Below are 21,880 nucleotides of genomic sequence, written 5' to 3' on the forward strand. Positions count from 1 at the left end.
TCTTTCAGGAAATCGGTGTTAGGCAACAAACCGATCTGCACGAAGATCCCGGCAAGTTCAACTGTGTGCTCTTCATCTGTGGCACGGTCTTTGTATTTCAGACCAGTCACCTGTGCACCATCACCCAGCACTTCAGTCGACAAGGCATTCTTGATCACGGTGGTATTTGGCAGACTGTTGAGCTTGTCTTGCAGCACCTGATCCGCACGCAATTTAGTATCAAACTCGACCAGCGTGACATGCTCCACAATCCCTGCCAGGTCAATCGCGGCTTCAACACCCGAGTTACCACCACCAATCACGGCGACACGTTTACCCTTGAACAGTGGGCCATCACAGTGCGGGCAGTATGCCACACCACGGGTTTTGTATTCCTGCTCACCTGGAACATTCATCTCTCTCCAGCGTGCACCGGTCGACAGAATCACGGTTTTAGATTCCAGTTTGGCACCATTCTCTAAGGTCACTTCCACCAGACCATTGGCTGTTTCATCCGCACCTTTGATGTTGGATACCCGTTGCAGGTTCATGATGTCGACACCGTACTCACGTACATGGGCTTCCATTTCAGCGGCAAACTTCGGACCTTGTGTCTTCTGGATAGAGGTGTAGTTTTCAATATCCATGGTGTCCATCACCTGACCGCCCATGCGTTCAGCCACGATCCCGGTTTTAATGCCTTTACGTGCTGCATAGATCGCAGAAGTATTCCCCGCAGGGCCGCCACCGATCACCAGGACATCAAAAGCATCTTTGGCATTCAGCTTTTCCGCATCTTTGGCAGCGGCATTGCTATCCAACTTGGCAATGATTTCCTCCAGTGTCATACGACCCTGACCGATATGCTGATTGTCCTGGAACACCATCGGTACTGCCATGATCTTGCGTTCTTCTACTTCGTCCTGGAAGAAAGCCCCATCAATCATGGTGGCTGTGGTGCCCGGGTTATAGATGGCAATCAGGTTGAGTGCCTGAACTACATCCGGACAGTTATGGCAGCTTAAGGATACAAATACATCGAAATTAGATTGAACACCTAGGCTCTTAATATTCGCCAGTACTTCATCCGAGACTTTCGGTGCATAACCTGAAGTTTGCAGCAATGCCAGAATCAGCGAGGTAAACTCATGACCCATTGGCAAGCCTGCAAAGAACACCCGCGGTTCTTCACCAGCTTTTGCAATCCCGAAACTTGGCGCACGTGCATTGGTCCCGTCAAAGCGTGCAGTCACCTGATCAGACAGTGCAGCCACTTCGGCAACCAGTTCCTGGATTTTGGCTGATTTGTCAGAGCCATCCAAAGTCGCCACCAGTTCAATCGGGCCTTCCAGGCGTTCTAATAGAGTTTTAAGTTGAGCTGAAGTATTTTGGTCTAACATTGCTAACGTCTCCAAAGGAGTAAATGTTTATTTGATAACAGGATATTAAATGAATTAAATAAATAGGTAAAACAGTTTGTTTTTATTTTATTGATCGGATTTACAGATTTATTGAAAAATTCATCATTAATTTCAAAGTTCTATATGGGGTCGAAAGATTAATTTTCAAGTAGTTTAGAGCAAGAATAAGGATTTTCAGCTAAGATTAAAACAAGATATTTGAGACTTGAATGATGGAATTACAACGCGGTATTTATCAACATTATAAGGGACAGCTTTATCAGGTGTTCCATGTCGCCACGCACAGTGAAACTGAAGAAAAGTTGGTGGTTTATCAATGTCTTTATGGGGATTATTCAATTTGGGTACGTCCTTTAACGATGTTCACTGAAACCATTACCACCCACGATGATCGTGAAGTAGAACGTTTTAAATTGATTCAGTCACTTTAAGCCAAACAGACTCAGGGAAGAGTGATGCAAAATTCAGATGAATTTGAAAGATTCATGCAAGAATTATATGAAAAGTTTCATAGGCATGACCTGAAGCAGGCAGATCGACTACAACGATATCGCAATATAGAGCCAGAATCCGGTCGATTTTTATCTATGCTGATTCGTGTGCAACAATCCAAAAGTATTCTGGAAATTGGGACTTCTACTGGTTATTCCACTCTATGGCTGGCAGAAGCGGCTCGGCAGACTCAAACCATGATTACAACACTTGAAGTTGATGCAGAGAGAGTTGCTCAGGCAAAGCAATATGCGACAGAAATAGATCTTGCAGACTTAATCAATTTTAAAGTGATTGATGCTCAAGTTTATCTGGAGGCAGAACAGGAAATATTTGATTTTATCCTGTTAGATGCTGAACGCGATGATTATGTCAGTTGCTGGCCACATTTGAGTCGATTACTTAAAGCAAAGGGCGGGTTACTGGTAGTTGATAATGTCATTTCACATGCAGCAGAAGTCGAAGAGTTTATTGCCTTAATTCAGCAAGACCCACGTTTTATCATGAGTACTATACCCATAGGCGCAGGTTTGCTGATGGTGGGATTTCGTTAATTTGATTGGCTCTAATCCATGCAAATTTTATTAAAATGTAAATTATATTCGAGATATTTTTCCACGAATGCGGCTTTGTCTTGGCGTCTTAGCAGGTTGTCATAAATAAATTCAGGTACGGGATGATACAGCTCAGTATGACCATTACTGTATACAATTTTCAGGTGGCGGCTTGAGGGATTGTATTTCCAAGAAATCACGGTAAGCAGTTTTTGCATATGCGTTCCTCCACTGAATATTTTTTATCTTATCATTTGAACTTATGCCATATGGCTCTGCAGATGTATAGCTCAATTGTAAGAATGAGTCAGGATTATGAGAAAGCGAAGCAAAAGATATGCCTGAATTTTTAGATGATGGATCAAGAAAAAAATAGGACTGCAATATTTAAAGTCCTAATAAAATCATTTTAAAAAAATAAACTCCCGTATTGCGCTAACATAAAAGTTTAAACCATAAAAAACCACGCTAAAAAGCGTGGTTTTTTGAATCAGTTCAATCTAATTAAAATTAGATTTTACCAACTAGGTCGATTGAAGGAGCAAGAGTTGCATCGCCTTCTTTCCATTTAGCTGGGCAAACTTCGCCTGGGTGAGCATGTACGTACTGAGCTGCTTTAACTTTACGAAGAAGTTCTTGAGCGTCACGGCCGATACCACCAGCGTTGATTTCAACGATTTGGATTTTACCTTCTGGATCGATCACGAAAGTACCACGATCAGCAAGGCCATCAGCTTCGATTAATACGTCAAAGTTTTTAGCAAGAGTCCAGTTTGCATCACCCACCATTACATACTGGATTTTTTTGATTTCTTCTGAAGAATCGTGCCAAGCTTTGTGAGTGAAATGCGTGTCAGTAGAAACTGAGTAGATTTCAACGCCTAGTTTTTGGAATTCAGCGTAGTTGTCAGCAAGGTCACCAAGTTCAGTCGGGCAAACGAAAGTGAAGTCAGCTGGGTAGAAGAATACAACAGACCATTTGCCTTTCAGGTCAGCTTCAGTAACTTCAATGAATTTGCCGTTTTGGAATGCAGTTGCTTTAAATGGTTTAACTTCAGTATTAATTAAGCTCATCATTGTCTCCATGATTGAGGTAGTCTTTGATTTTGAATAAGAGTATCGAAATTTTGGTTGATGCTAAAATGGTATTTTTACATTACAAACATCGGAAAAACCGAATTAAGTAAAAACGCGCCACTTTGGCAAAATCGCTTTGTTCATTGAGCAGCATCAAGATGATGGCCTGATGACAAAATTATCTCTTTTTCCTCGTGCTAGCAAACATGATGTTGAAACCAAAAAATTCAAGGGTCAATTTGGAAAAAAGCATGATTTCCGCAAAATAATTTAAATATCAATTCTAAACTTAAACTGGTGATTAAAAGCAATTATGCAGACACAAGACAGCAGTGTAGATATTTTGACAGGTTTATGGCGCTGAATAGAAGGAAATAAGGCGATCAAAGTCAATTTGTCTGGCACTTAACAGAACTACGACTATCTGAAATCTAATGAACCAAGTAAAATAAACCTTTCCGGTTTTTTGATGTGGGTGTTTTCTCTGTGCAGAGTCATTTAAATGTAGATCAATGGATAATGGCGCGTGACCGTCACCGTTTAAATCGACTGAAAAAGGGGAAAGACGCAGATGCCAAGCAGTATCAGGAATTATTTGAAAAATCCAATCTAAAAGTACGGCAACGGCTTGAACGTCTTCCGAACATCAAGCTGAATCAGGATCTGCCGGTTACCCAATACACTGACAAGCTGATTGCTGCGATTCAAAAGCATCAGGTGATTATTGTGGCTGGTGAAACCGGTTCTGGCAAAACCACTCAGTTACCACAAATTGCCATGTTGGCCGGACGTGGTCTGACTGGAATGATCGGACATACCCAACCGCGTCGACTGGCAGCTCGAAGCGTATCACAGCGTATTGCCGAAGAAGTTGGCGAAAAACTCGGTGAATCGATTTCCTTTAAAGTCCGTTTCACTGAACAGGGTTCACAAGATTCAATTGTGCGTTTGATGACTGATGGTATTTTACTTGCCGAACTGACGCATGACCGTTACCTGACCAAATATGACACGATTATTATTGATGAAGCGCATGAACGCTCACTGAATATCGACTTCATTATGGGTTATCTGAAGCAGCTGTTGCCACGTCGTCCCGATCTGAAAGTCATCATTACTTCTGCAACCCTGGATGTAAAACGTTTTAGCAGTTACTTTAATGGGGCGCCAATTTTTGAAGTAGAAGGCCGCAGCTTCCCAGTTGAGCTACGTTATCGCCCGATCTCGGAAATGAGCATTGGCGGTAGTGATGATGACGAGTTTGATGATTTTGAAGAAAACCTGCCACGTGCCGTAGTCAAAGCAGTTGAAGAATGCTTTCAGGATGCACAGGAAAAAGGTCATCCCGAACATGCTGATATCCTGATTTTTGCCAGTACGGAACAGGAAATTCGCGAACTACAGGAAACCTTGATCAAACACGGGCCACGACATACGGAAGTATTAACTTTATATGCGCGTCTGGCGCTAGCCGAACAACAGAAAATCTTTAATCCTTCTGGTGGTGGGCGACGTATTATTATTGCCACCAACGTAGCAGAAACGGCTCTAACCGTTCCCAATATCCGGTATGTGATTGATAGTGGTTTTGCCCGTATTTCACGTTATAACTATCGTTCACGGGTGCAGCGCCTGCCGATTGAAGCCGTTTCTCAGGCAGCAGCCAATCAGCGTAAAGGCCGCTGTGGCCGTATTGCACCGGGTGTCTGTATTCGTCTGTATTCTGAAGAAGACTTCCTCAGCCGTCCTGAATTTACCGAACCGGAAATCAAGCGAACTAACCTGGCATCCGTCATTTTGCAGATGCAAAGTCTAGGTTTGGGTTCACTGGAAGACTTCGATTTTATCGAACCGCCAGATCACCGTCTGGTGAATGATGGCCGTAAGCTCCTCATTGAACTGGGTGCAATGGCTGAGAAAAACTCCCCTCAAGTTAGTGATGAAAAGCAGTCAGCAACTCCTTCCTCCTTTAAAAAAGGGGAAACGCAAGGTGGATTAACCAAGATTGGTCAACAAATGGCGAAAATGCCGATCGATCCACGTCTGGCCCGTATGATTCTTGGTGGTGCACATTTTGGGGTATTGAATGAAGTGCTGGTCATTGTGGCAGCACTTGCAGTTCAGGACCCGCGTGAGCGTCCGGCGGACAAGCAGATGCAGGCTGATCAGAAACATGCACTATTCCGTGAAGCCGATTCTGATTTCCTGTTCTATATCAAGCTCTGGGAGACGCTGCATAATAACCGCGACAGCATGAGTGAAAATAAGCGTCGTACTTTTGCGCGCAATCACTTCTTGAGCTGGCTGCGTCTGCGTGAATGGAAGAAAACTCATGAGCAACTGGTGGATTTGGCTAAGGGTTTAAAACTGTCATTTAATGAAAAGAAAGCCAGTTATGAAAATCTGCACCGTGCCTTGTTGACCGGCCTGTTATCGTTTATCGCCAACAAGACCGATGAGCGTAATGTCTTTATGGCAGTGCGTCAGCAAAAAGCACGGATTTTCCCGGCTTCTACCTTGCACAAGACCAATACGCCGTGGGTGATGGCCTTTGAAATGGTCGAGACCTCCCAGGTGTATTTACGTACCCTGGCCAAGATTGAACCGGAATGGATTCTGCTGGCGGCGCGTGACTTGCTCAAGCATCATTATTTTGAACCGCACTGGTCGAAAAAAGCTGGGGTAGTGAATGCCTATGACCAGATTTCATTATTTGGTCTGATTATTGAGCCGAAACGCCCAATCAATTATGAAAAAGTTGATCAGGCAGCTGCGCATGAAATTTTCTTGCGGGATGCATTAACTACCGGTCATCTAGGGATTACTCCGCCATTTTTAAAGCATAATCTACTTAAACTGGAAGAAGTCGAGCGAGTAGAAGACAAGCTGCGTCGTCGTGATCTGGTGGTTGATGAAGAAACCATTTACCAGTTCTATGCCTCCAAAGTGCCGCCTGAAGTGGCCAGCCGTCGTACTTTTGAAGACTGGCGTGCCACAGTAGAGCCGCAGAATCCGCGTTATTTATTTGTTGATGACGATGCGCTGTGGCTAAATGATCGTCCAACCACACAACAATTCCCGGACTATTTGCAGAATGGTAGCCTGCGTCTGGCTGCAACCTATCGTTTTGACCCGAGTCATGATGAAGATGGCGCGACAGTTAAAATTCCATTGCAAGCCTTGGCACAGGTCGATGAAGGTATCTGGTCATGGGGAATTCCGGGATGGCGTCTGGATCTGATTGAAGCATTGCTAAAAGCTTTGCCGAAGGATAAGCGCCGTAATCTGGTGCCGATTCCGGATACTGCACGAAAACTCATGGCAAAAGTAGATGCGCAGGATTTACAGAAACATATTTTTAGTTTCTTGGCATTCCAGTTGCGGGGCGATCAAATCACTGAGAAAGATTTCAGTTTTGACCGGGTCGATCAATATCTGTTGCCATTTATCAAAGTTACTGATGAAAAAGGTCGTGTTATTGAACAGGGGCGTGATCTTGCTGAGCTGAAAGCGCGCTGCCGGACTGAAACGCATAGTCCGGTCAAACAGCTTAAAGGTGAATTTAAAACCTTCCCGGAAAGCTTTGTATTTGAAGCATCGCAAAAAGTCACCGGTGTCGTGGTCAAGCAGTATCAGGCGCTGGTTCCGACCAAAGCCTTCGCTGCGCTGGAGCAGAAAGATGAATCTGGTGTGGTGATTCAGACTTTTAATGATCAGGCTGAAGCGGTTAAAAAACATCGTGAAGGGGTGATCCGACTGGTGCATATGCAACTCGGAGACTTGACCCGCCAGTTGAAAAAACAGATTTCCAAACCTTTGGCGCTGGCTTATTCGCCACTTGGTGATAAAGCGCAACTGGAACAAATGTTAGTTTATGCCACACTACATATGTCTATTAATGAACTGCCTGTCAATGCGCAAGAGTTCCAAAAGCTGGTTGAAGATGTAAAAAAATCTTTCCTGACTTATGGCCAGGTTGCCCTGAAAGAAATCACGGATATTTATATCCAGTGGCAGGAAATCCGCCGGAAATTATTGGTTTTAGACCATTCTGTGTTTGAAAAAAATATGAATGATATTGAAGATCAGCTTGATTTAATGAGCCTTTCTGACTTTGTGTATCGTAAACCTTCCGATGTATGGAGCGAATTTCCACGTTATTTGAAAGCCTTGATCTTGCGTTTAGAGCGCTTGCCCAATAATCTACAAAGGGACAATTCCGCCATTGACCAAATTGATCAATGGATGGAAAAATTATTCAAGTTTAAAGATGACGCTCGCCTGAAAGAATTGTATTTCATGGTCGAGGAGTTAAGAATCTCATTGTTTTCACAACCGATGAAAACAAAAGCACCCGTGTCTCCAACTCGCTTGCAAAAAGTATGGGATCGTCTTGGAATCAGTTAAGATATAGGTAATTCAGATAAGGAATTTTACATGGGCATCCGCATTACGGGTACGGGCTTATTCCATCCGGAAAATGTCATCACCAATGAAGAATTAGTTGAAAGTTTAAATGCTTATGTGGAACTGTTTAATCACGAAAATGCTGACAAAATCGCTGCAGGCGAAGTTGAAGCGCGTCGTGGTTCTAGCGCAGACTTTATTGAAAAAGCATCTGGCGTACAACGCCGTTATGTCGTAGAAAAATCAGGTATTCTTGATCCAAAACGCTTACGTCCAAATTTACGTGAACGTGCAGATGATGAAATTTCACTGCAAGCAGAATGGGGCGTAATCGCAGCCAAGCAGGCGATGGAAAATGCCGGTGTGACTGCCGAAGATATTGATATCGTGATCTTGTCATGCTCGAATTTGCAACGTGCTTATCCTGCTGTCGCCATCGAGATTCAAACCGCTCTAGGTATCAAAGGCTATGCCTATGACATGAACGTGGCGTGTTCTGCAGCAACATTTGGTCTGAAACAGGCTTATGATGCGATCCAAGCAGGCGCGCGCCGTGTGTTATTGGTCAATGTAGAAATTACCTCTGCACATACCGATTTCCGTTCACGTGACTGTCACTTTATTTTTGGTGATGTGGCAACCGCTTCAATTATTGAAAATACTGACAGCAAAACCGGTTTTGAAATTCTGGATTCTGAATTGTTTACCCAGTTCTCGAATAACATCCGCAATAACTTCGGCTTCCTGAATACTTCTGAAAATGCTGACATTGACGACAAGCGTTTCCGTCAGGATGGTCGTAAGGTATTTAAAGAAGTCTGTCCACTGGTTGCGAAAATGATTACTGCGCAACTGGAGAAGAATCAGATTGAGCCGACAGGTGTTAAACGCTTCTGGTTACACCAGGCCAATGCCAGCATGAATGAACTGATCCTGAAACTGGTCGTTGGTAAAGAAAATGCCAAACCTGGTTTGGTACCGATCATTCTGAATGAGTTTGCCAACACTTCTTCTGCTGGGGTGATCATCGCCTTACACCGTACTGCACATGAAGTTGAAGATGGTGAATACGGCGTGTTGTGTTCATTTGGTGCGGGTTATTCGGTAGGTTCGATTCTGGTCCAAAAGCGCGTGGCATAATCTGGAGTCAATAGGGAGCAGACAACTTGCAGGTCAAACATGATGGACAATGGATTAGACGCTTAAGTGCCTTATCCAAATTATATTTTACCCCTACCTTTTTAGGGGCTGAATATATTGATGCCAGTCGGCCTGCAATGTATGTCGGTAATCATTCCATGTACGGGATCTTTGATTCGCCGATGCTGATTGATTACCTTTATAACGAACATAAAGTGGCTGTGGTCAGTATTGCGGATCATAGCCATTTTTATGTGCCCTTATGGCGTGACGCCGTAAAAAAGTTTGGGGCAGTCGATGGCATCCAGCATTATATACGCGCTGTGATGCAGCAGGGCTATTCCATTCTGGTGTTTCCCGGAGGTGGGCGCGAAGTACTCAAACGTCAGGGTGAACAGTATCAACTGATCTGGAAGCAGCGTTACGGATTTTTAAAGCTTGCTCAGGAATTCAACTATGATATTGTCCCTTTTGCTGCACTCGGTGGGGATGAAGTCTGTGAGATTGGCTTTGATGCCAATAAGATCATCCAGCATAAATATTTTCAAAAACTCCTCAAAGTACCACAACTCAATAAATTACTACGTCAGGGCGATGTGATTCCATCTTTGCCTAAACGATTATTCCCAAAACGCCTGCCATTTTATTTTCAGTTTATGCCACGACAATCGATTGCTGAGGTTCAGACTCAAGAAGAGCTGATTGCATTTCGACACAGCTTGCAGCAACATATTTATACCGGCTTGGCCGAGCTTAAGGTGCTACGTCAGCAAGACTAAAAAAGAAAAATTATTCCTGTAAAATCTAGGCTATGATCTATTGAGATATTCTATTTTTAGCGATGAGGATGCATGGACTTTTTTATAGTGCAAGTGATGCCATAATGTATTTTTAAGTGTTCATTGATTGGCGATCAAGGACTCAGCATGATCCAATATAAAAATAAGATGATTGTAAGATGACCGAGGTGCACGTATGGAACAGGATAGCTTGGTAGCACCTTTAACGTTGTTGGCACAACAATGTTTACGGATTTCTCCAGAGCTCAACCAGCTTTATCTTGATCAGATGGCGATGATTGGTCATCTGAATGCACAAAATTTAATAAAAATTCAGCAGGATCAGCACCGGATTGAATTGCTGGATGGCCTGTTTCATATCCAGTTTCATACTCCACGTGCACTGGACTCTGGAACTGTACCTGCTTTGGTCGACAGTCATTTTTATTTCCAGCAATGTAAAGCGGAAGCGCTAGAGGAATTCTTTTTACAGGATATCTATTTCCTGACCGGCGATTTAAAACCGCAGCATTCGTTGTATTTACGCGACAAAGCCAAACAGTTACGTCAGCTTATCCTGGCTCAGGTCTATGCGTGGGCTAATGGCCCGAAACGGGTGTTCGAATTTCTGCAGCAAATGTCGATTGTTCAAGCTGAGATTATCGACCAGCAGCTGATCAAGGCCGGGTTGTATACAACACCCGTCATGCAAAACTTTGTTCAGGATGAACAAGAGATTCCACAGCAGATTCTTGAAAGCTTGCAACAGGCTTTTTCTTTGGAGTGCCTGCAGCAGGATGAATTCCTGTCGATCCAGTCATTGATGGACAGTCTGGATGAGTTCTGTTTTAGCGCCGCACAGTTTTTGCCTCCGGCGATGTTCCGGATTATGTCGCTGTCTTTTGAAGAGCGCTTTAATCTGCATGAACTGAATGATCATACTGATGATATCCGCTTGCTATATCGGCATGCTGAGGAGCAGAGTAATCTGCTCGGTTTTGTCCGATTGATGAACCGGGACGTGTGGCATCGGGATGATTTATTATCCAAACGGAATTTCCTGGAAAATCATCCGTACTTATGGCAGAAAAAAGTAGCCCGATTGCCACTATTTGATTGTCATCGTGCAGTGAACTGGATCTTCAAGCAACCGGCCGAGGTACTAGACTGGATTAGTAATAATATCCAGCATAGTAGTGTGCGGGTCGCAGTAACGGCCTTAAGTTTTGTAGACAGCCATCGTATTCATTCGCAAATTATTCTGGCGACCTTGCAATATTTTCAATATGTCTTGGCGCGACTGTTTATTCATAGCATGCATGAATATGCAATTCAGCATGACTGGTTTCAGCACCAGCATAATCAGGCGGTGGTATTAAAAGGCACACGCCAATCGATTGAGGATCAGCGGATTGCGATTAGTCCCTCAATTCTGTATCTGGACGAATGGATGGAGCTACTGCGCAATGTGGTTAAAATGGATGATCAGCTGACTAAAAAGGTTTATCTGAACTTGAGCCGGATGATGCAGGCTTATATGCAGCATTTATATAAAATTACGGCGCATTTACCCGATGAGGTTCTGGTGTATATTCAGCCTCAAAGCCAGCAGAATCGTGATTTCTATAATGTTCTGCACCGCTATCGCATTCCTTTTACTGAGTTCAGGCAGCTGTTTTATTTGCAAAGCGGGCATGTACGTGAGTCGCTATTTGACAGTTATGTGCGTGACTATCTGGTAGAGTATTTTTCCAGCCATACAGAAATACCGAAAAATCTGAGCTGGACCAGTTTGTTTAATCAGGCGGTCGTCTGGCATGATCAGGTTCAAAAGCAGGAAATGATCGCCAAGCTGAAAAAACAGTTCGCACTGGTGAACTGGACACCAATCACTCAGGTTTCATTTTTACTGTATTTCAACTGGCGTTTTGAAGAACTTAAAACTTTGGATCGGATTTTAGAGGAATCTAAAATTTTCAGGAACTGTCTGGCGGCAAGCTATGCTCAGCAAATTTTGGAAGGGCAGTATGTGGCCTTTCGTATGTCTCATCCTGCTGTGCGCCTACCCTTGATCTTGGGGTGTCAATTAGTGAATGGACAGGTGATTTTTGATCAGCTGGAATATCCGAATAACCAGAAAGCAGAAGCTGAATACAGCAATATCGCCATGCACTTTATTAACTGGCTCAACTTGCAGGCCTGACAGTTCAATACAGTTTGTTTTCTGCCATGACGCTTAACTTTTCCGCTAAAAATCGTTAGGCTATAGCCGTTCTTTTACGGTATTGCTCTTATGAAACAGGAAACTGCCCTTAAGTTACTCAAAGCAGGAGAAAATGTCTTTTTAACCGGTTCTGCCGGTGCGGGAAAAACCTATACGCTGAATCAATATATTAATTATTTAAAGGCGCGTAAGGTCGCCGTTGCCATAACTGCATCTACTGGTATTGCAGCTACACATATGAATGGCATGACCATTCATACCTGGGCAGGCATTGGCATTAAAGACTTTTTGTCTGAAGAAGACTTAAAGCGGATGAAAGAGCGCAAATACTTAAAAGAACATCTGGAAAATGCGCAAGTCCTGATTATTGATGAAATTTCCATGCTGCATGCCAAGCAGCTGAATCTGGTCAATCAGGTATTGAAATATTTCAAGGAAAGTGATGAAGCTTTCGGTGGTATTCAGGTGATTGTGGCAGGGGACTTTTTCCAGTTGCCACCAGTTGGTAAAAATGATGAGCGCAACCGCGACAAATTCTGCTTTATGTCGGATGCCTGGGTCGAAGCCAAGTTTCGTGTCTGTTACCTGACCGAGCAGCATCGTCAGGGTAATGATTATCTGAATGATATCCTGAACGCGATTCGTGCGCAGGCGATTAGCCATGAACATCGCACGGCTTTACAGGCCACCCGACATCAAGAAATCGGCGATACCTATACGCGCCTGTATACGCATAATATGGATGTAGACAGTATTAACTTTAAACATCTAAATGAAATTGACAATGATCCGCGTCAGTTTGATGCACAATGCGATGGCAATGAAAAGCTGATCGAAACCTTAAAATCGTCAGTGCGAGCGCCTGAAGCTTTAACCCTAAAAAAACATGCCAAAGTCATGTTTGTAAAAAACAACTTTGATATGGGTTATATCAATGGCAGTCTGGGCGAAGTGATCAGTTTTGAAGAAGATGATGAATATGGTGTGCTTCCCAAAGTCAAATTAACCGATGGCACTACATTGGTGGTTGAGCCTGAAACCTGGTCGGTGGACAATGAGGCCGGTAAAACCATTGCCAGTTTCCAGCAGATTCCATTGCGTCTGGCTTGGGCGATTACCATTCATAAATCACAAGGCATGACTTTGGAAGCCGCTGAAATTGATCTGAGTCATACGTTTGAAAAAGGACAGGGCTATGTCGCCTTATCCCGTTTGAAAAGCTTAAATGGCTTACGTTTAAAAGGCTTTAATGAACAGGCTTTGGAGCTCGACAGTCTGGCGATTAAAGCTGATCGCCGTTTTCAGGAACTTTCTGATGAAGCCGAAGCGAATTTTGAAAATGTCGATTTGACTGCGCAGCACAAAGCCTTTATCCGGCATTGTGGCGGGACTTTGAATGAAGTTGAAATCCAGCGCAATGAAAAGAAAATTGCCAAGAATGCTGGAAAACAAAGCTATGCCACTGCAACGTTAGATGAAACGCGTGAACTGTTTGAAGAAGGCTATGAAATTGCCGATATCGCGACTGAACGTGGTTTGACTCCGGCAACCATCATCAATCATTTGGGACGTTTGCATAAAGAGCAGGGGGTGGATATCTCGCTTGCCCATCCGGGTGAGGAAGTGGTGGAACAGGTTCGCAAGATTTATAAACGTCTGACCAAGCGTCAAAACTCGGAACATTTTAATGATGATGGTTCTATTAAGCTGCGTCCGATTGTGGAATTGACTACGCCTAAAATGGCTTATGACCAGGTGCGTTTGGCACTACTATTTGTAGAATAATTATCACAATGATGTTTAAGAGTTCTTAAGATGCACAGTTTATTTGTATACGGCACGCTTCGTCCCCAGCAACCCAATGCCCATGTGATGGAACGGATTGGGGGAAGCTGGAAAGCCGGTTATATTCGTGAGCATTTGCAGCAGCGTGGCTGGGGTGCTGAACTGGGTAGCCCGGGTATTCAGCTCAGTGATTCGGGTGAGACTGTTCAGGGTTATGTATTCATATCCGAGAATCTCCCTAAATATTGGAATGAGCTGGATGTATTTGAAGGCGATGAATATCAACGTATTCCGGTTAAAGTATATTTGGAAAATGGTGAGATGATAGAAAGTTTGGTCTATGCTTTGAAAGATTAGACTGGTAGGTGTCATTTATTGAATTTCTGATTTTTATCAGGTCACCGCTTTTAAAAATCATTCACTTTCCTTTGCTTGAATTTTGAAAGATCGAATTAATAAATATTCCGTTGATTTGATAGTATCTTCTGAGCAAGCCTGAAGCACTGCTTTAAAGCTTAGCGCAAGATAATCAATGGGTGATCTGCATATTTCCGGTCATGTGATGTATTTTTGAGAAATTTTTGCGTACTGGTGATGCGTGCTGATGATTTGAACATTCATTGTGTACTAATCAATAAGGATAAAATCCCAGCCGCAATTAAAGGGCCGACTGGAACACCGCGTAATACTGCCACACCAGCCACTGTGCCTAATAACAGTCCGGCCACCACATCTGGCTGATTTGACATCAGCTTCACTCCACGTCCTCCCAGCCACGCGACAAAGACCCCAATCGCGATTGCCAGCAAAGACTTCCAGCTCAGGAAAGATTTAAGAATACTTTCTCCTGAAATTTTGCCACTGGCAATCGGTGTCAGAACACCAATAGTCAGAATAATAATGCCGATATTTAAACCGTGCGCCTGTACATAAGGCAATAAACTGCTGAGTGGCGTAATTTTTAAAACAATTAACACCGCTGCAGCAATGGTGACGGCACTATTGTGACTGAAAATACCGCAAGCCAGTAAAACCAAAAGAACAATCAGATTCAAATCAAGTTGCGACATAAGGGGGAGAGATAGAGTGAAAAATAAAGCTATTGTAGAGCTTTTCAACGCATGATACCTAGAAAACAGCGGAAGAAATCAAATTCAGGACTGTTTCAGGATAGAATGCACAGGTCTTCACTCGATACAGGTATAAACAGATGCTATTGGAAAAAATGTTGCAGTCACAAGGTTTCGGCTCCCGCAAGCATTGTCAGCAACTGATTAAAAATGGTGCTGTTTCAATTCAAGATGAAGTGATTGACAATCCCAAATATAAACTGGATTTGAATCACTTAAATTTCGAGGTTTATGGGAAAAGTCATACCTATCGGGAAAAAGTCTATATCGCATTAAACAAGCCGCAAGGCTACGAGTGTTCGCATCAGGCGACGCATCATTTTAGTGTGTTTGACCTGTTTGATGACATTCTGCTAAATCGGGGGATTCAGTGTGTAGGCCGTCTGGATCAGGATACCACCGGACTGTTATTGCTGACCGATGATGGACAGTTTCTGCAAGCGCTCACCCATCCGAAAAAGCATGTCGCAAAAGTTTATCAGATGCAAACTGCGGATGCAGTCACGGATGAACAGATTCAGCAACTAGAGCAGGGTGTTGAATTAAGAAATGAAAAAGGGATTTTTGCAGCTACTGAAGTGACTCGATTGGCTGAAAATCGTCTACAAATGACCATTCATCAAGGCGTCTATCATCAGGTGAAGCGCATGCTAGCTGCCGTAGGCAATAAAGTTGAACAATTGCACCGTGCACAAATAGGTGCTTTGGTCTTGCCTGAACTGGCTGAAGGGGAATGGCTGTATTTAAATGCGGAACAGGTGGCGCAGGCCAAATTCCGCTCGGAATAATAAATTTTGTATTCGCTTGAAATGTGACTAAAAAAATTAGGACTTATTTCAGAAAACAGTGATAAGTCTGAAATTCATCATCCTTGATAAATCCCATGGATTCATACAATTTATGCGATTGATAATTATTTTTTTGGGTTTCCAGAGTGATTCTTAAGGCTTGTTCATGTTTGGCAAATAAAATCGCAGTATCAATCAGTTGTTTGGCTGCGCCCTGACGCCGAAAAACTGGAGTGATATAGACATCATCCAGAATATAATAGGTCGAGCAGGCCACCGAAGAAAAACCCAGATACAGGATGATAAAACCGGTAAAGGTATCATCTTTGGTATTAATAAAAATAACAGTCTGCCCATCTTCAAAACGCTGTTTTAAAAATTGGTAAGAGAGTTCAGGATTGGAAGACGTACCATAAAACTGTCGATATTCATCAAATAATATCGCCAGCTGATTCAGGTCTGCTGACTGGGCGCGTCGTACGAGCATTGCATACTCCATGCTAATTTTTTATTGATTATCAGCATCAAGCATAGCGAAGTTTATGAGTGGCAGGCTTTAGAAATTGTTCGGAAATGCAACAATGTTAAATTTTGTCGCTTTCACCCAAAATGGCATTCAGTTCTTCAAATAAATCAAGATGATCATCATCCAATGCAATTTCCTGCTCATCCAATAGATTCAGGGCAGAACTGGAAAGCGCATTTTGCTCGGTTTTAGCTTCATTTTGTTTCAGCTTGCGCAGTCGGATCAGCTGTTCCAGATTGATATTCTGGTTTTCAATCGAGAAGGGGATCGATTTGGTAATCACCACCTGCTTGAAAAAAAGACGCACGGCCTGAGCTGGCGTAATCCCCAATTGCTTAAATACCGCAAAGGCTTGTTTCTTCTCTTGCGAGTCCAAGCGAATTTGATAAACTTCAGTTTTTCTCATAATATTTTTAAAGCTTTAAATTACTTAACTTTTCGCCTTTATTCTAATCAATTACGTTTGAAATTCAATCTTAAAGCGACCGATTTTAGAAAATAATCTGTAATGACAAGCGATTTACAGTGTCAATTCAAGTTGCGAGCTGAAATTCATGCTTTTCTGCGTGATCGGATCGATGAATTGAATATGTTTGGCCAATAAACTTAAAGGGGCAGAAAAATCATCTTCCGCCTTGTGTGCTACCTGTGGATAAAAGGGATCGTGCTGAATCGGAATACCCAGATGATTCAAGTGCACCCGTAATTGATGCTGCTTGCCAGTATGCGGTTTCAACTCGTATTTAGCCCATTCTGTGTTGTGTTCCAGCAGGTCAATCGCTGTCTCGCTATTTGGCGTTCCGTCTAGCACGTGCATGGTATAAAAAGGCTGTCCCTTTTCCATTCTTAATCGCGTGATCAATGGAAATTTTAAATCAGGTTGATAAGCTGCAATCGCATGATAAGTCTTCTGCACTTGACGTGTAGCAAACATCTGCTGATATAGGCCACGCGATTCCACGCATTTGGAAATTAGGACCACACCTGCCGTTTCACGATCCAACCGGTGAATAGGCGTTAAATGTTCATTACCGGTTTGCTTTTTAAGACGAACCAATAGAGTTTCCTGCACATATTGTCCGGTCGGGCTCATGGTCAAAAAATGCGGTTTATCGACCACCATGAAATGCTCATTTTCAAATAAAATCTGATGTTGAAAAGGAACATGCACTTCATGTGCCAAAAAGCGGTAATAAAAACAGTGGCTATTGGGCTGAAATGGGCTATCTGTTGATAATTGATTGCCCTGAGCATCATAGACCAGACCCTCGTTGAAACGGGACTGCCATTCATCTGCTGTAATATGCGCAAATTGCGCGCATAAATAAGCAAGAACTGTCAGGGGTATATCCGGACTGGCTGGCAAAAACACTTTACTGGCACTGACCCCATTCAGCATAGGCGGGTTAAAATCAACAGTTGGTTGCATGGCAGGCAGATTAACCTCTTAAGGGACAGATGCTGTGAAAAAATACAGTTTCTCACACAGGTGAATAGGCTTTTAAAGCGTGGCGATGCTATCATATTTATTCTTTTGCATCATGTCGTGAGTAATATGCCTTATTCATTTAATGTCACTTTAAATTATGAAGACGATACCCAAAAACTGGCCAAGGTTCTGGCGGAAAATTTCCCTGCGGGAGTCGTATATCTGATTGGTGACCTGGGGGCAGGAAAAACGACGTTAACGCGTTATTATTTGCAACAGCTGGGTCATAAAGGTTCAGTGAAAAGTCCAACTTATACACTGGTCGAACCCTATCAAATTAATGGTCAGGATATTTTTCATTTTGACCTGTATCGTCTGAATGATCCGTATGAACTGGAACTGATGGGAATCCGGGATTATCTGGAAACACCGAATGCGCTATTTTTATTTGAATGGCCATCCAAAGGTGGCGATGAAATTCCGCAAGCTGACCTGATTATTGAAATTTTAAAATCTGAAGATGAACTTACTCGTACTGCAAGTCTGATTTCATCGAATCTTGCCTTACGAGAGGCTCTGGAGCGTCAATTCTCACATGTCGAATGATTTAAGTCTGCGCCGTATTCGTGCCCTTGATCCTGCACTTGCCAACCAGATTGCCGCAGGTGAGGTGATTGAACGTCCGGCCTCTGTGGTCAAGGAATTACTGGAAAACTCGATTGATGCGGGTGCTACAGAACTGATCATTCGGGTCGAACAGGGCGGTAGTACTTTAATTGAAATCATCGACAATGGACGCGGAATTCATGCTGAAGATCTGGCTTTGGCCGTGATGCGCCATGCCACCAGCAAGATCCAGAGCGCTGATGAACTGTATGCGATTAGCAGTCTGGGCTTTCGTGGCGAAGCCCTGGCGTCGATTGCAGCGGTTTCACGCCTGACCATGATCAGCAGTCAAAGTGACGAGGGCATCGGTTATCAGGTCGAAGTCAATGGCACGGCTTTTGATCATCAGGAAATTCAAGCGGTCGCGGCTTCAAAAGGGACGCATATCCGGGTTCAGGATTTGTTTTTTAATGTGCCTGCACGGCGTAAATTCCTGAAAAAACCGGGCACTGAATTTGGTCATATCGAAGAAATTGTGCGCCGTATGGCACTGACGCATTTTGATATCCGTTTTGTGCTAGAACATAATGAAAGCATCAAACTGAATTTACCCGTGGCGGATAGCGGCGCTTTGCGTTTTCAGCGGGTACAGCAATTGCTTGGCCGCCAGTTTACTGAAAATGCCTACTGGATGGATGCAGACAGTATCAACATGCGTTTGTCTGGCTGGCTTGGCCATCCTTCAGATGCACGTGCACAGGCTGATTTGCAGTATGTCTATGTGAATGGCCGGATTGTCAAAGACAAAACGATTTCCCATGCCTTGCGTATGGCCTATGATGGTATCTTGCATGGCCATCAGCATGCGGCTTATTTACTGTTTTTGGAAGTTGATCCGGAAAATGTTGATGTGAATGTTCATCCGACCAAGCATGAAATTCGCTTCCTGAATCAACGTGAAGTACATGAGTTTGTGCGGCATTATGCCAAGGGAACGCTGGCACAATTCCAGACTGCGACTGCAGATTTAGCCGAGGCGATGAAACAGGATCAACAGCCTGATTTTGTGGCACCACAACCACGCTATCAGGAGCAGTTTAGCCTGCATCAGGCTGTGCATTCGCAACAGCCGATGGCTAGACCCACATCTACCACAAGTGATCACGAAGCTTCGGATGTACTGACCGATTTTGAATCTTCAGGTCCACAAACAGTGCATTATTCCCAAGATTACCGTAAATCTTATTATGGTTCACAGCAACTGAATAATGCATTGAAAAGTTATCTGGCTCCGTTGAGAGAAAGTTCGGAAACCGCAGCATTCAGCCCTGAGCAGTCTTTTCAGACACATGTAAACACCAAAGTGGATGAGCATCCACTGGGTATTGCCATTGCCCAGTTACACGGCATTTATATTCTGGCGCAAAATACCGAAGGTCTGATTATTGTGGATATGCATGCGGCGCATGAGCGTATCGTCTTGCAGCAGATGAAATCGGCCTGGGATAAACCTGAATTCTGGACATCACAGCAATTGCTGATTCCAAAGGTCGTAAACATTAGCCGGATGCAGGCCATGCGGGTTGAAGAGCTGAAAGAGCAGTTGGCACGTTTGGGTTTGGAAATTGATCAGTATGGTGATGAGCAAGTGATTGTGCGCGGCGTCCCCGCTATTCTACACAAGGCCGATTTCGATGCCCTGATTCCTGAATTATTGAATGATTTAGATCCGGGGGATCAAGCACAAAGCCTATTGCAGAAGCGTGACCAAATTTTGGCGGGAATGGCCTGTCATGGTGCAGTGCGAGCGCATCGTATCCTAAGTTTGTCTGAAATGAATGCTTTATTACGGCAGATGGAACAAACCGAATTTGCCAGTCAATGTAATCATGGTCGTCCGACTTGGCGCGCCTTTCCATTGGCTCAACTAGATAAACTTTTTGCTCGAGGAGAGTAGTTTTACATGTCCAATCAATTGCCGGTCATCAATTTAATGGGGCCAACTGCAAGTGGTAAAACTGCTTTGGCATGTGAACTGTATGAGCAAGGGGGATTTGAGCTGATTTCGGTCGATTCTGCACTGGTTTATCGGGAAATGGACATTGGTACAGCCAAACCTTCTAAAGAGGAACTGGCGCGCTATCCGCATCATCTGATTGATATTATTAGTCCACTTGAAGTGTATTCTGCAGCCAACTTTGTCGAAGATGCTTGCCGCCTGATTGATGATATTCATGTGCGTGGTAAAACCCCGATTCTGGTTGGCGGAACCATGCTGTATTTTAAGGCCTTGCTTGAAGGTTTGTCAGATAACCTACCAAGTGCAGACTATGCTATCCGGGCAGAGATTGAAGCCAAGGGTGAGCAGGAGGGCTGGGAAGCGGTTTATGCAGAATTATGTGCAGTCGATCCGATTGCCTGTGAAAAATTCAAGGTTAGCGACAAGCAGCGCATTATTCGAGCCTTGGAAGTTTTTAAATTGACTGGTGAGCCGATTACAAAACTACAGGCAGAACAACCTAAAAACTTACCATATCGTTACAGTTTCCATAATTATGCACTGATGCCAGATCGGTTAGAATTACATGGGCGTATTGAACAACGTCTGGAAATTATGTGGAAAAGCGGTTTTTTAAATGAAGTTGTGAATTTAATTGAAAAATACGATTTTAATGAAAATTTACCTTCCATGCGTTCAGTGGGTTATCGTCAGGCTATGGAATTCTTAAAAAATGCTGATAAAACCAAGGAAAAGCAACGGGAAATGGAGGATAAAGCTTTATTTGCGACACGACAACTTGCAAAACGTCAATATACGTGGTTAAGGTCTTTGCAAGAAAAGCATAAATTTACAACATATTTTACGCTACAGCAGGCTCAAGAAGACTTGCGAAACTGTCACGGATAAAGCAAAATTTAGGAACTATCTTTTTTATAATTTTTAATTGAAAAATAGAGATAGTTTTTGCGCTGATTTTTAATTTTTTTTGGAGTTATAACATGTCTAAAGGTCAAACTTTACAAGATCCATTCTTGAATTCTCTCCGTAAGGAACGTATCCCAGTATCTATCTTCCTGGTAAACGGTATTAAATTACAAGGTCATATCGAATCTTTTGACCAATACGTGGTTTTATTAAAAAATACAGTAAGCCAAATGGTTTATAAGCATGCAATTTCAACTGTAGTACCTGCACGTAATCCACGTCCTGCTGGCGCGCCTGCTGGTCCACAAGGTGCGGGCTTCGGTGGTCAAGGTGCTGCAGGTGGCTTTGGTGGCGGTCAAGGTGCTGGCGGCTTCGGTGGTCAAGGTGGTTTTGGCGGTCAAGGCGGCGGCTTCGGTGGTCAAGGTGGCTTCGGCGGTCAAGGCGGTGGCTTTGGTGGTCAAGGCGGCTTTGGTGGTCAAGGTGCCGGCTTCGGTGGTCAAGGTGGCTTCGGTGGTCAAGGTGCTGGCTTTAGTGGTCAAGGCGCTGGCTTTGACAACGACACTAAATTTGAAGACTCTTCAGACGATGAAAACAATCGTTAATCGAGTTTGAGAATT

General features: G+C 43.5%; 20 protein-coding genes. 13 read left to right on the plus strand and 7 right to left on the minus strand.

What is annotated here, in order from left to right; translation table 11 throughout:
- Positions 1–1,379: alkyl hydroperoxide reductase subunit F (ahpF, locus tag ACIG3F_RS04085; protein ID WP_396469424.1), on the minus strand; the 1,379-nt coding region annotated here is incomplete at its 3' end.
- Positions 1,380–1,612: 233 nt separating this feature from the next.
- On the opposite strand from ahpF, the gene ACIG3F_RS04090 reads away from it, so the two are divergent.
- Positions 1,613–1,831: a DUF1653 domain-containing protein gene (locus ACIG3F_RS04090; protein ID WP_280561091.1), complete on the plus strand. Its 219-nt coding sequence runs from the start codon at positions 1,613–1,615 to the stop codon at positions 1,829–1,831.
- Between the two features lie 24 nt (positions 1,832–1,855).
- Positions 1,856–2,446, plus strand: coding sequence for an O-methyltransferase (locus tag ACIG3F_RS04095; protein WP_396469425.1), 591 nt, complete (start codon positions 1,856–1,858; stop codon positions 2,444–2,446).
- 11 nt (positions 2,447–2,457) lie between these two features.
- Here the strand turns inward: ACIG3F_RS04095 and ACIG3F_RS04100 are convergent, their stop codons facing one another.
- The gene (locus ACIG3F_RS04100; protein ID WP_004278917.1) at positions 2,458–2,664 is read right to left on the minus strand and encodes a KTSC domain-containing protein; all 207 of its coding nucleotides are present in this window, start codon (positions 2,662–2,664) and stop codon (positions 2,458–2,460) included.
- A gap of 292 nt (positions 2,665–2,956) precedes the next feature.
- Positions 2,957–3,520, minus strand: a complete 564-nt coding sequence (gene ahpC, locus ACIG3F_RS04105) for an alkyl hydroperoxide reductase subunit C (RefSeq protein WP_004278916.1) — start codon at positions 3,518–3,520, stop codon at positions 2,957–2,959.
- A gap of 489 nt (positions 3,521–4,009) precedes the next feature.
- On the opposite strand from ahpC, the gene hrpA reads away from it, so the two are divergent.
- From hrpA to ACIG3F_RS04135, 6 genes are all read left to right on the plus strand, one after another.
- Positions 4,010–7,930, plus strand: a complete 3,921-nt coding sequence (gene hrpA, locus ACIG3F_RS04110) for an ATP-dependent RNA helicase HrpA (RefSeq protein WP_396469426.1) — start codon at positions 4,010–4,012, stop codon at positions 7,928–7,930.
- Positions 7,931–7,960: 30 nt separating this feature from the next.
- Complete coding sequence (locus ACIG3F_RS04115; protein WP_396469427.1) at positions 7,961–9,070, plus strand: beta-ketoacyl-ACP synthase III; 1,110 nt, start codon at positions 7,961–7,963, stop codon at positions 9,068–9,070.
- Positions 9,071–9,096: 26 nt separating this feature from the next.
- Positions 9,097–9,849 (plus strand): 1-acyl-sn-glycerol-3-phosphate acyltransferase, encoded by a 753-nt coding sequence (locus ACIG3F_RS04120; RefSeq protein ID WP_396469428.1) that lies wholly within the window; start codon positions 9,097–9,099, stop codon positions 9,847–9,849.
- A gap of 196 nt (positions 9,850–10,045) precedes the next feature.
- Positions 10,046–12,052: a hypothetical protein gene (locus tag ACIG3F_RS04125; RefSeq protein WP_396469429.1), complete on the plus strand. Its 2,007-nt coding sequence runs from the start codon at positions 10,046–10,048 to the stop codon at positions 12,050–12,052.
- Between the two features lie 90 nt (positions 12,053–12,142).
- Positions 12,143–13,858, plus strand: coding sequence for an AAA family ATPase (locus tag ACIG3F_RS04130; protein WP_396469430.1), 1,716 nt, complete (start codon positions 12,143–12,145; stop codon positions 13,856–13,858).
- Between the two features lie 30 nt (positions 13,859–13,888).
- Positions 13,889–14,215 (plus strand): gamma-glutamylcyclotransferase family protein, encoded by a 327-nt coding sequence (locus tag ACIG3F_RS04135; RefSeq protein WP_396469431.1) that lies wholly within the window; start codon positions 13,889–13,891, stop codon positions 14,213–14,215.
- Positions 14,216–14,475: 260 nt separating this feature from the next.
- On the opposite strand, the gene ACIG3F_RS04140 is transcribed toward ACIG3F_RS04135, so the two are convergent.
- On the minus strand, positions 14,476–14,928 hold the full coding sequence (locus ACIG3F_RS04140; protein ID WP_004645490.1) for a DUF441 domain-containing protein: 453 nt from the start codon (positions 14,926–14,928) through the stop codon (positions 14,476–14,478).
- A gap of 140 nt (positions 14,929–15,068) precedes the next feature.
- Here ACIG3F_RS04140 and ACIG3F_RS04145 point away from each other — a divergent pair, with 140 nt between their 5' ends.
- Positions 15,069–15,776, plus strand: a complete 708-nt coding sequence (locus ACIG3F_RS04145; RefSeq protein WP_396469432.1) for a pseudouridine synthase — start codon at positions 15,069–15,071, stop codon at positions 15,774–15,776.
- A 43-nt stretch (positions 15,777–15,819) separates the two neighbouring features.
- On the opposite strand, the gene ACIG3F_RS04150 is transcribed toward ACIG3F_RS04145, so the two are convergent.
- The 3 genes from ACIG3F_RS04150 to ACIG3F_RS04160 form a co-directional block, all read right to left on the minus strand.
- A complete protein-coding gene (locus ACIG3F_RS04150; protein WP_005106546.1) occupies positions 15,820–16,263 on the minus strand; it encodes an N-acetyltransferase in 444 nt (147 codons plus the stop codon).
- 97 nt (positions 16,264–16,360) lie between these two features.
- Complete coding sequence (locus ACIG3F_RS04155) at positions 16,361–16,708, minus strand: type II toxin-antitoxin system RelB/DinJ family antitoxin (RefSeq protein WP_005106547.1); 348 nt, start codon at positions 16,706–16,708, stop codon at positions 16,361–16,363.
- 114 nt (positions 16,709–16,822) lie between these two features.
- Positions 16,823–17,731: a pseudouridine synthase gene (locus tag ACIG3F_RS04160; RefSeq protein ID WP_216986168.1), complete on the minus strand. Its 909-nt coding sequence runs from the start codon at positions 17,729–17,731 to the stop codon at positions 16,823–16,825.
- Positions 17,732–17,857: 126 nt separating this feature from the next.
- On the opposite strand from ACIG3F_RS04160, the gene tsaE reads away from it, so the two are divergent.
- From tsaE to hfq, 4 genes are all read left to right on the plus strand, one after another.
- Positions 17,858–18,337, plus strand: a complete 480-nt coding sequence (tsaE, locus tag ACIG3F_RS04165) for a tRNA (adenosine(37)-N6)-threonylcarbamoyltransferase complex ATPase subunit type 1 TsaE (RefSeq protein WP_216986633.1) — start codon at positions 17,858–17,860, stop codon at positions 18,335–18,337.
- Entirely contained in the window at positions 18,327–20,294 is a 1,968-nt protein-coding gene (mutL, locus tag ACIG3F_RS04170) for a DNA mismatch repair endonuclease MutL (protein ID WP_396469433.1), read from the plus strand. Before tsaE ends, mutL begins: the two co-directional genes overlap by 11 nt.
- A 6-nt stretch (positions 20,295–20,300) precedes the next feature.
- Complete coding sequence (miaA, locus tag ACIG3F_RS04175) at positions 20,301–21,245, plus strand: tRNA (adenosine(37)-N6)-dimethylallyltransferase MiaA (protein ID WP_148334399.1); 945 nt, start codon at positions 20,301–20,303, stop codon at positions 21,243–21,245.
- A 92-nt stretch (positions 21,246–21,337) separates the two neighbouring features.
- On the plus strand, positions 21,338–21,865 hold the full coding sequence (gene hfq, locus ACIG3F_RS04180) for an RNA chaperone Hfq (RefSeq protein ID WP_396469434.1): 528 nt from the start codon (positions 21,338–21,340) through the stop codon (positions 21,863–21,865).
- Positions 21,866–21,880 lie beyond the last annotated feature (15 nt).

Source organism: Acinetobacter sp. NPDC052428, assembly GCF_044547685.1.
Taxonomy (GTDB): Bacteria; Pseudomonadota; Gammaproteobacteria; order Pseudomonadales; family Moraxellaceae; genus Acinetobacter; species Acinetobacter lwoffii_G.

What these genes read in the sequence shown, in the direction of transcription:
- ACIG3F_RS04090 (WP_280561091.1), top strand. Translation starts at nt 1,613, where the DNA reads ATGGAATTACAACGCGGTATTTATCAACATTATAAGGGACAGCTTTAT.
- ACIG3F_RS04095 (WP_396469425.1), top strand. Translation starts at nt 1,856, where the DNA reads ATGCAAAATTCAGATGAATTTGAAAGATTCATGCAAGAATTATATGAA.
- ACIG3F_RS04100 (WP_004278917.1), bottom strand. Translation starts at nt 2,664, where the DNA reads ATGCAAAAACTGCTTACCGTGATTTCTTGGAAATACAATCCCTCAAGC.
- ahpC (WP_004278916.1), bottom strand. Translation starts at nt 3,520, where the DNA reads ATGAGCTTAATTAATACTGAAGTTAAACCATTTAAAGCAACTGCATTC.
- ACIG3F_RS04115 (WP_396469427.1), top strand. Translation starts at nt 7,961, where the DNA reads ATGGGCATCCGCATTACGGGTACGGGCTTATTCCATCCGGAAAATGTC.
- ACIG3F_RS04125 (WP_396469429.1), top strand. Translation starts at nt 10,046, where the DNA reads ATGGAACAGGATAGCTTGGTAGCACCTTTAACGTTGTTGGCACAACAA.
- ACIG3F_RS04130 (WP_396469430.1), top strand. Translation starts at nt 12,143, where the DNA reads ATGAAACAGGAAACTGCCCTTAAGTTACTCAAAGCAGGAGAAAATGTC.
- ACIG3F_RS04135 (WP_396469431.1), top strand. Translation starts at nt 13,889, where the DNA reads ATGCACAGTTTATTTGTATACGGCACGCTTCGTCCCCAGCAACCCAAT.
- ACIG3F_RS04140 (WP_004645490.1), bottom strand. Translation starts at nt 14,928, where the DNA reads ATGTCGCAACTTGATTTGAATCTGATTGTTCTTTTGGTTTTACTGGCT.
- ACIG3F_RS04145 (WP_396469432.1), top strand. Translation starts at nt 15,069, where the DNA reads ATGCTATTGGAAAAAATGTTGCAGTCACAAGGTTTCGGCTCCCGCAAG.
- ACIG3F_RS04150 (WP_005106546.1), bottom strand. Translation starts at nt 16,263, where the DNA reads ATGCTCGTACGACGCGCCCAGTCAGCAGACCTGAATCAGCTGGCGATA.
- ACIG3F_RS04155 (WP_005106547.1), bottom strand. Translation starts at nt 16,708, where the DNA reads ATGAGAAAAACTGAAGTTTATCAAATTCGCTTGGACTCGCAAGAGAAG.
- ACIG3F_RS04160 (WP_216986168.1), bottom strand. Translation starts at nt 17,731, where the DNA reads ATGCAACCAACTGTTGATTTTAACCCGCCTATGCTGAATGGGGTCAGT.
- tsaE (WP_216986633.1), top strand. Translation starts at nt 17,858, where the DNA reads ATGCCTTATTCATTTAATGTCACTTTAAATTATGAAGACGATACCCAA.
- mutL (WP_396469433.1), top strand. Translation starts at nt 18,327, where the DNA reads ATGTCGAATGATTTAAGTCTGCGCCGTATTCGTGCCCTTGATCCTGCA.
- miaA (WP_148334399.1), top strand. Translation starts at nt 20,301, where the DNA reads ATGTCCAATCAATTGCCGGTCATCAATTTAATGGGGCCAACTGCAAGT.
- hfq (WP_396469434.1), top strand. Translation starts at nt 21,338, where the DNA reads ATGTCTAAAGGTCAAACTTTACAAGATCCATTCTTGAATTCTCTCCGT.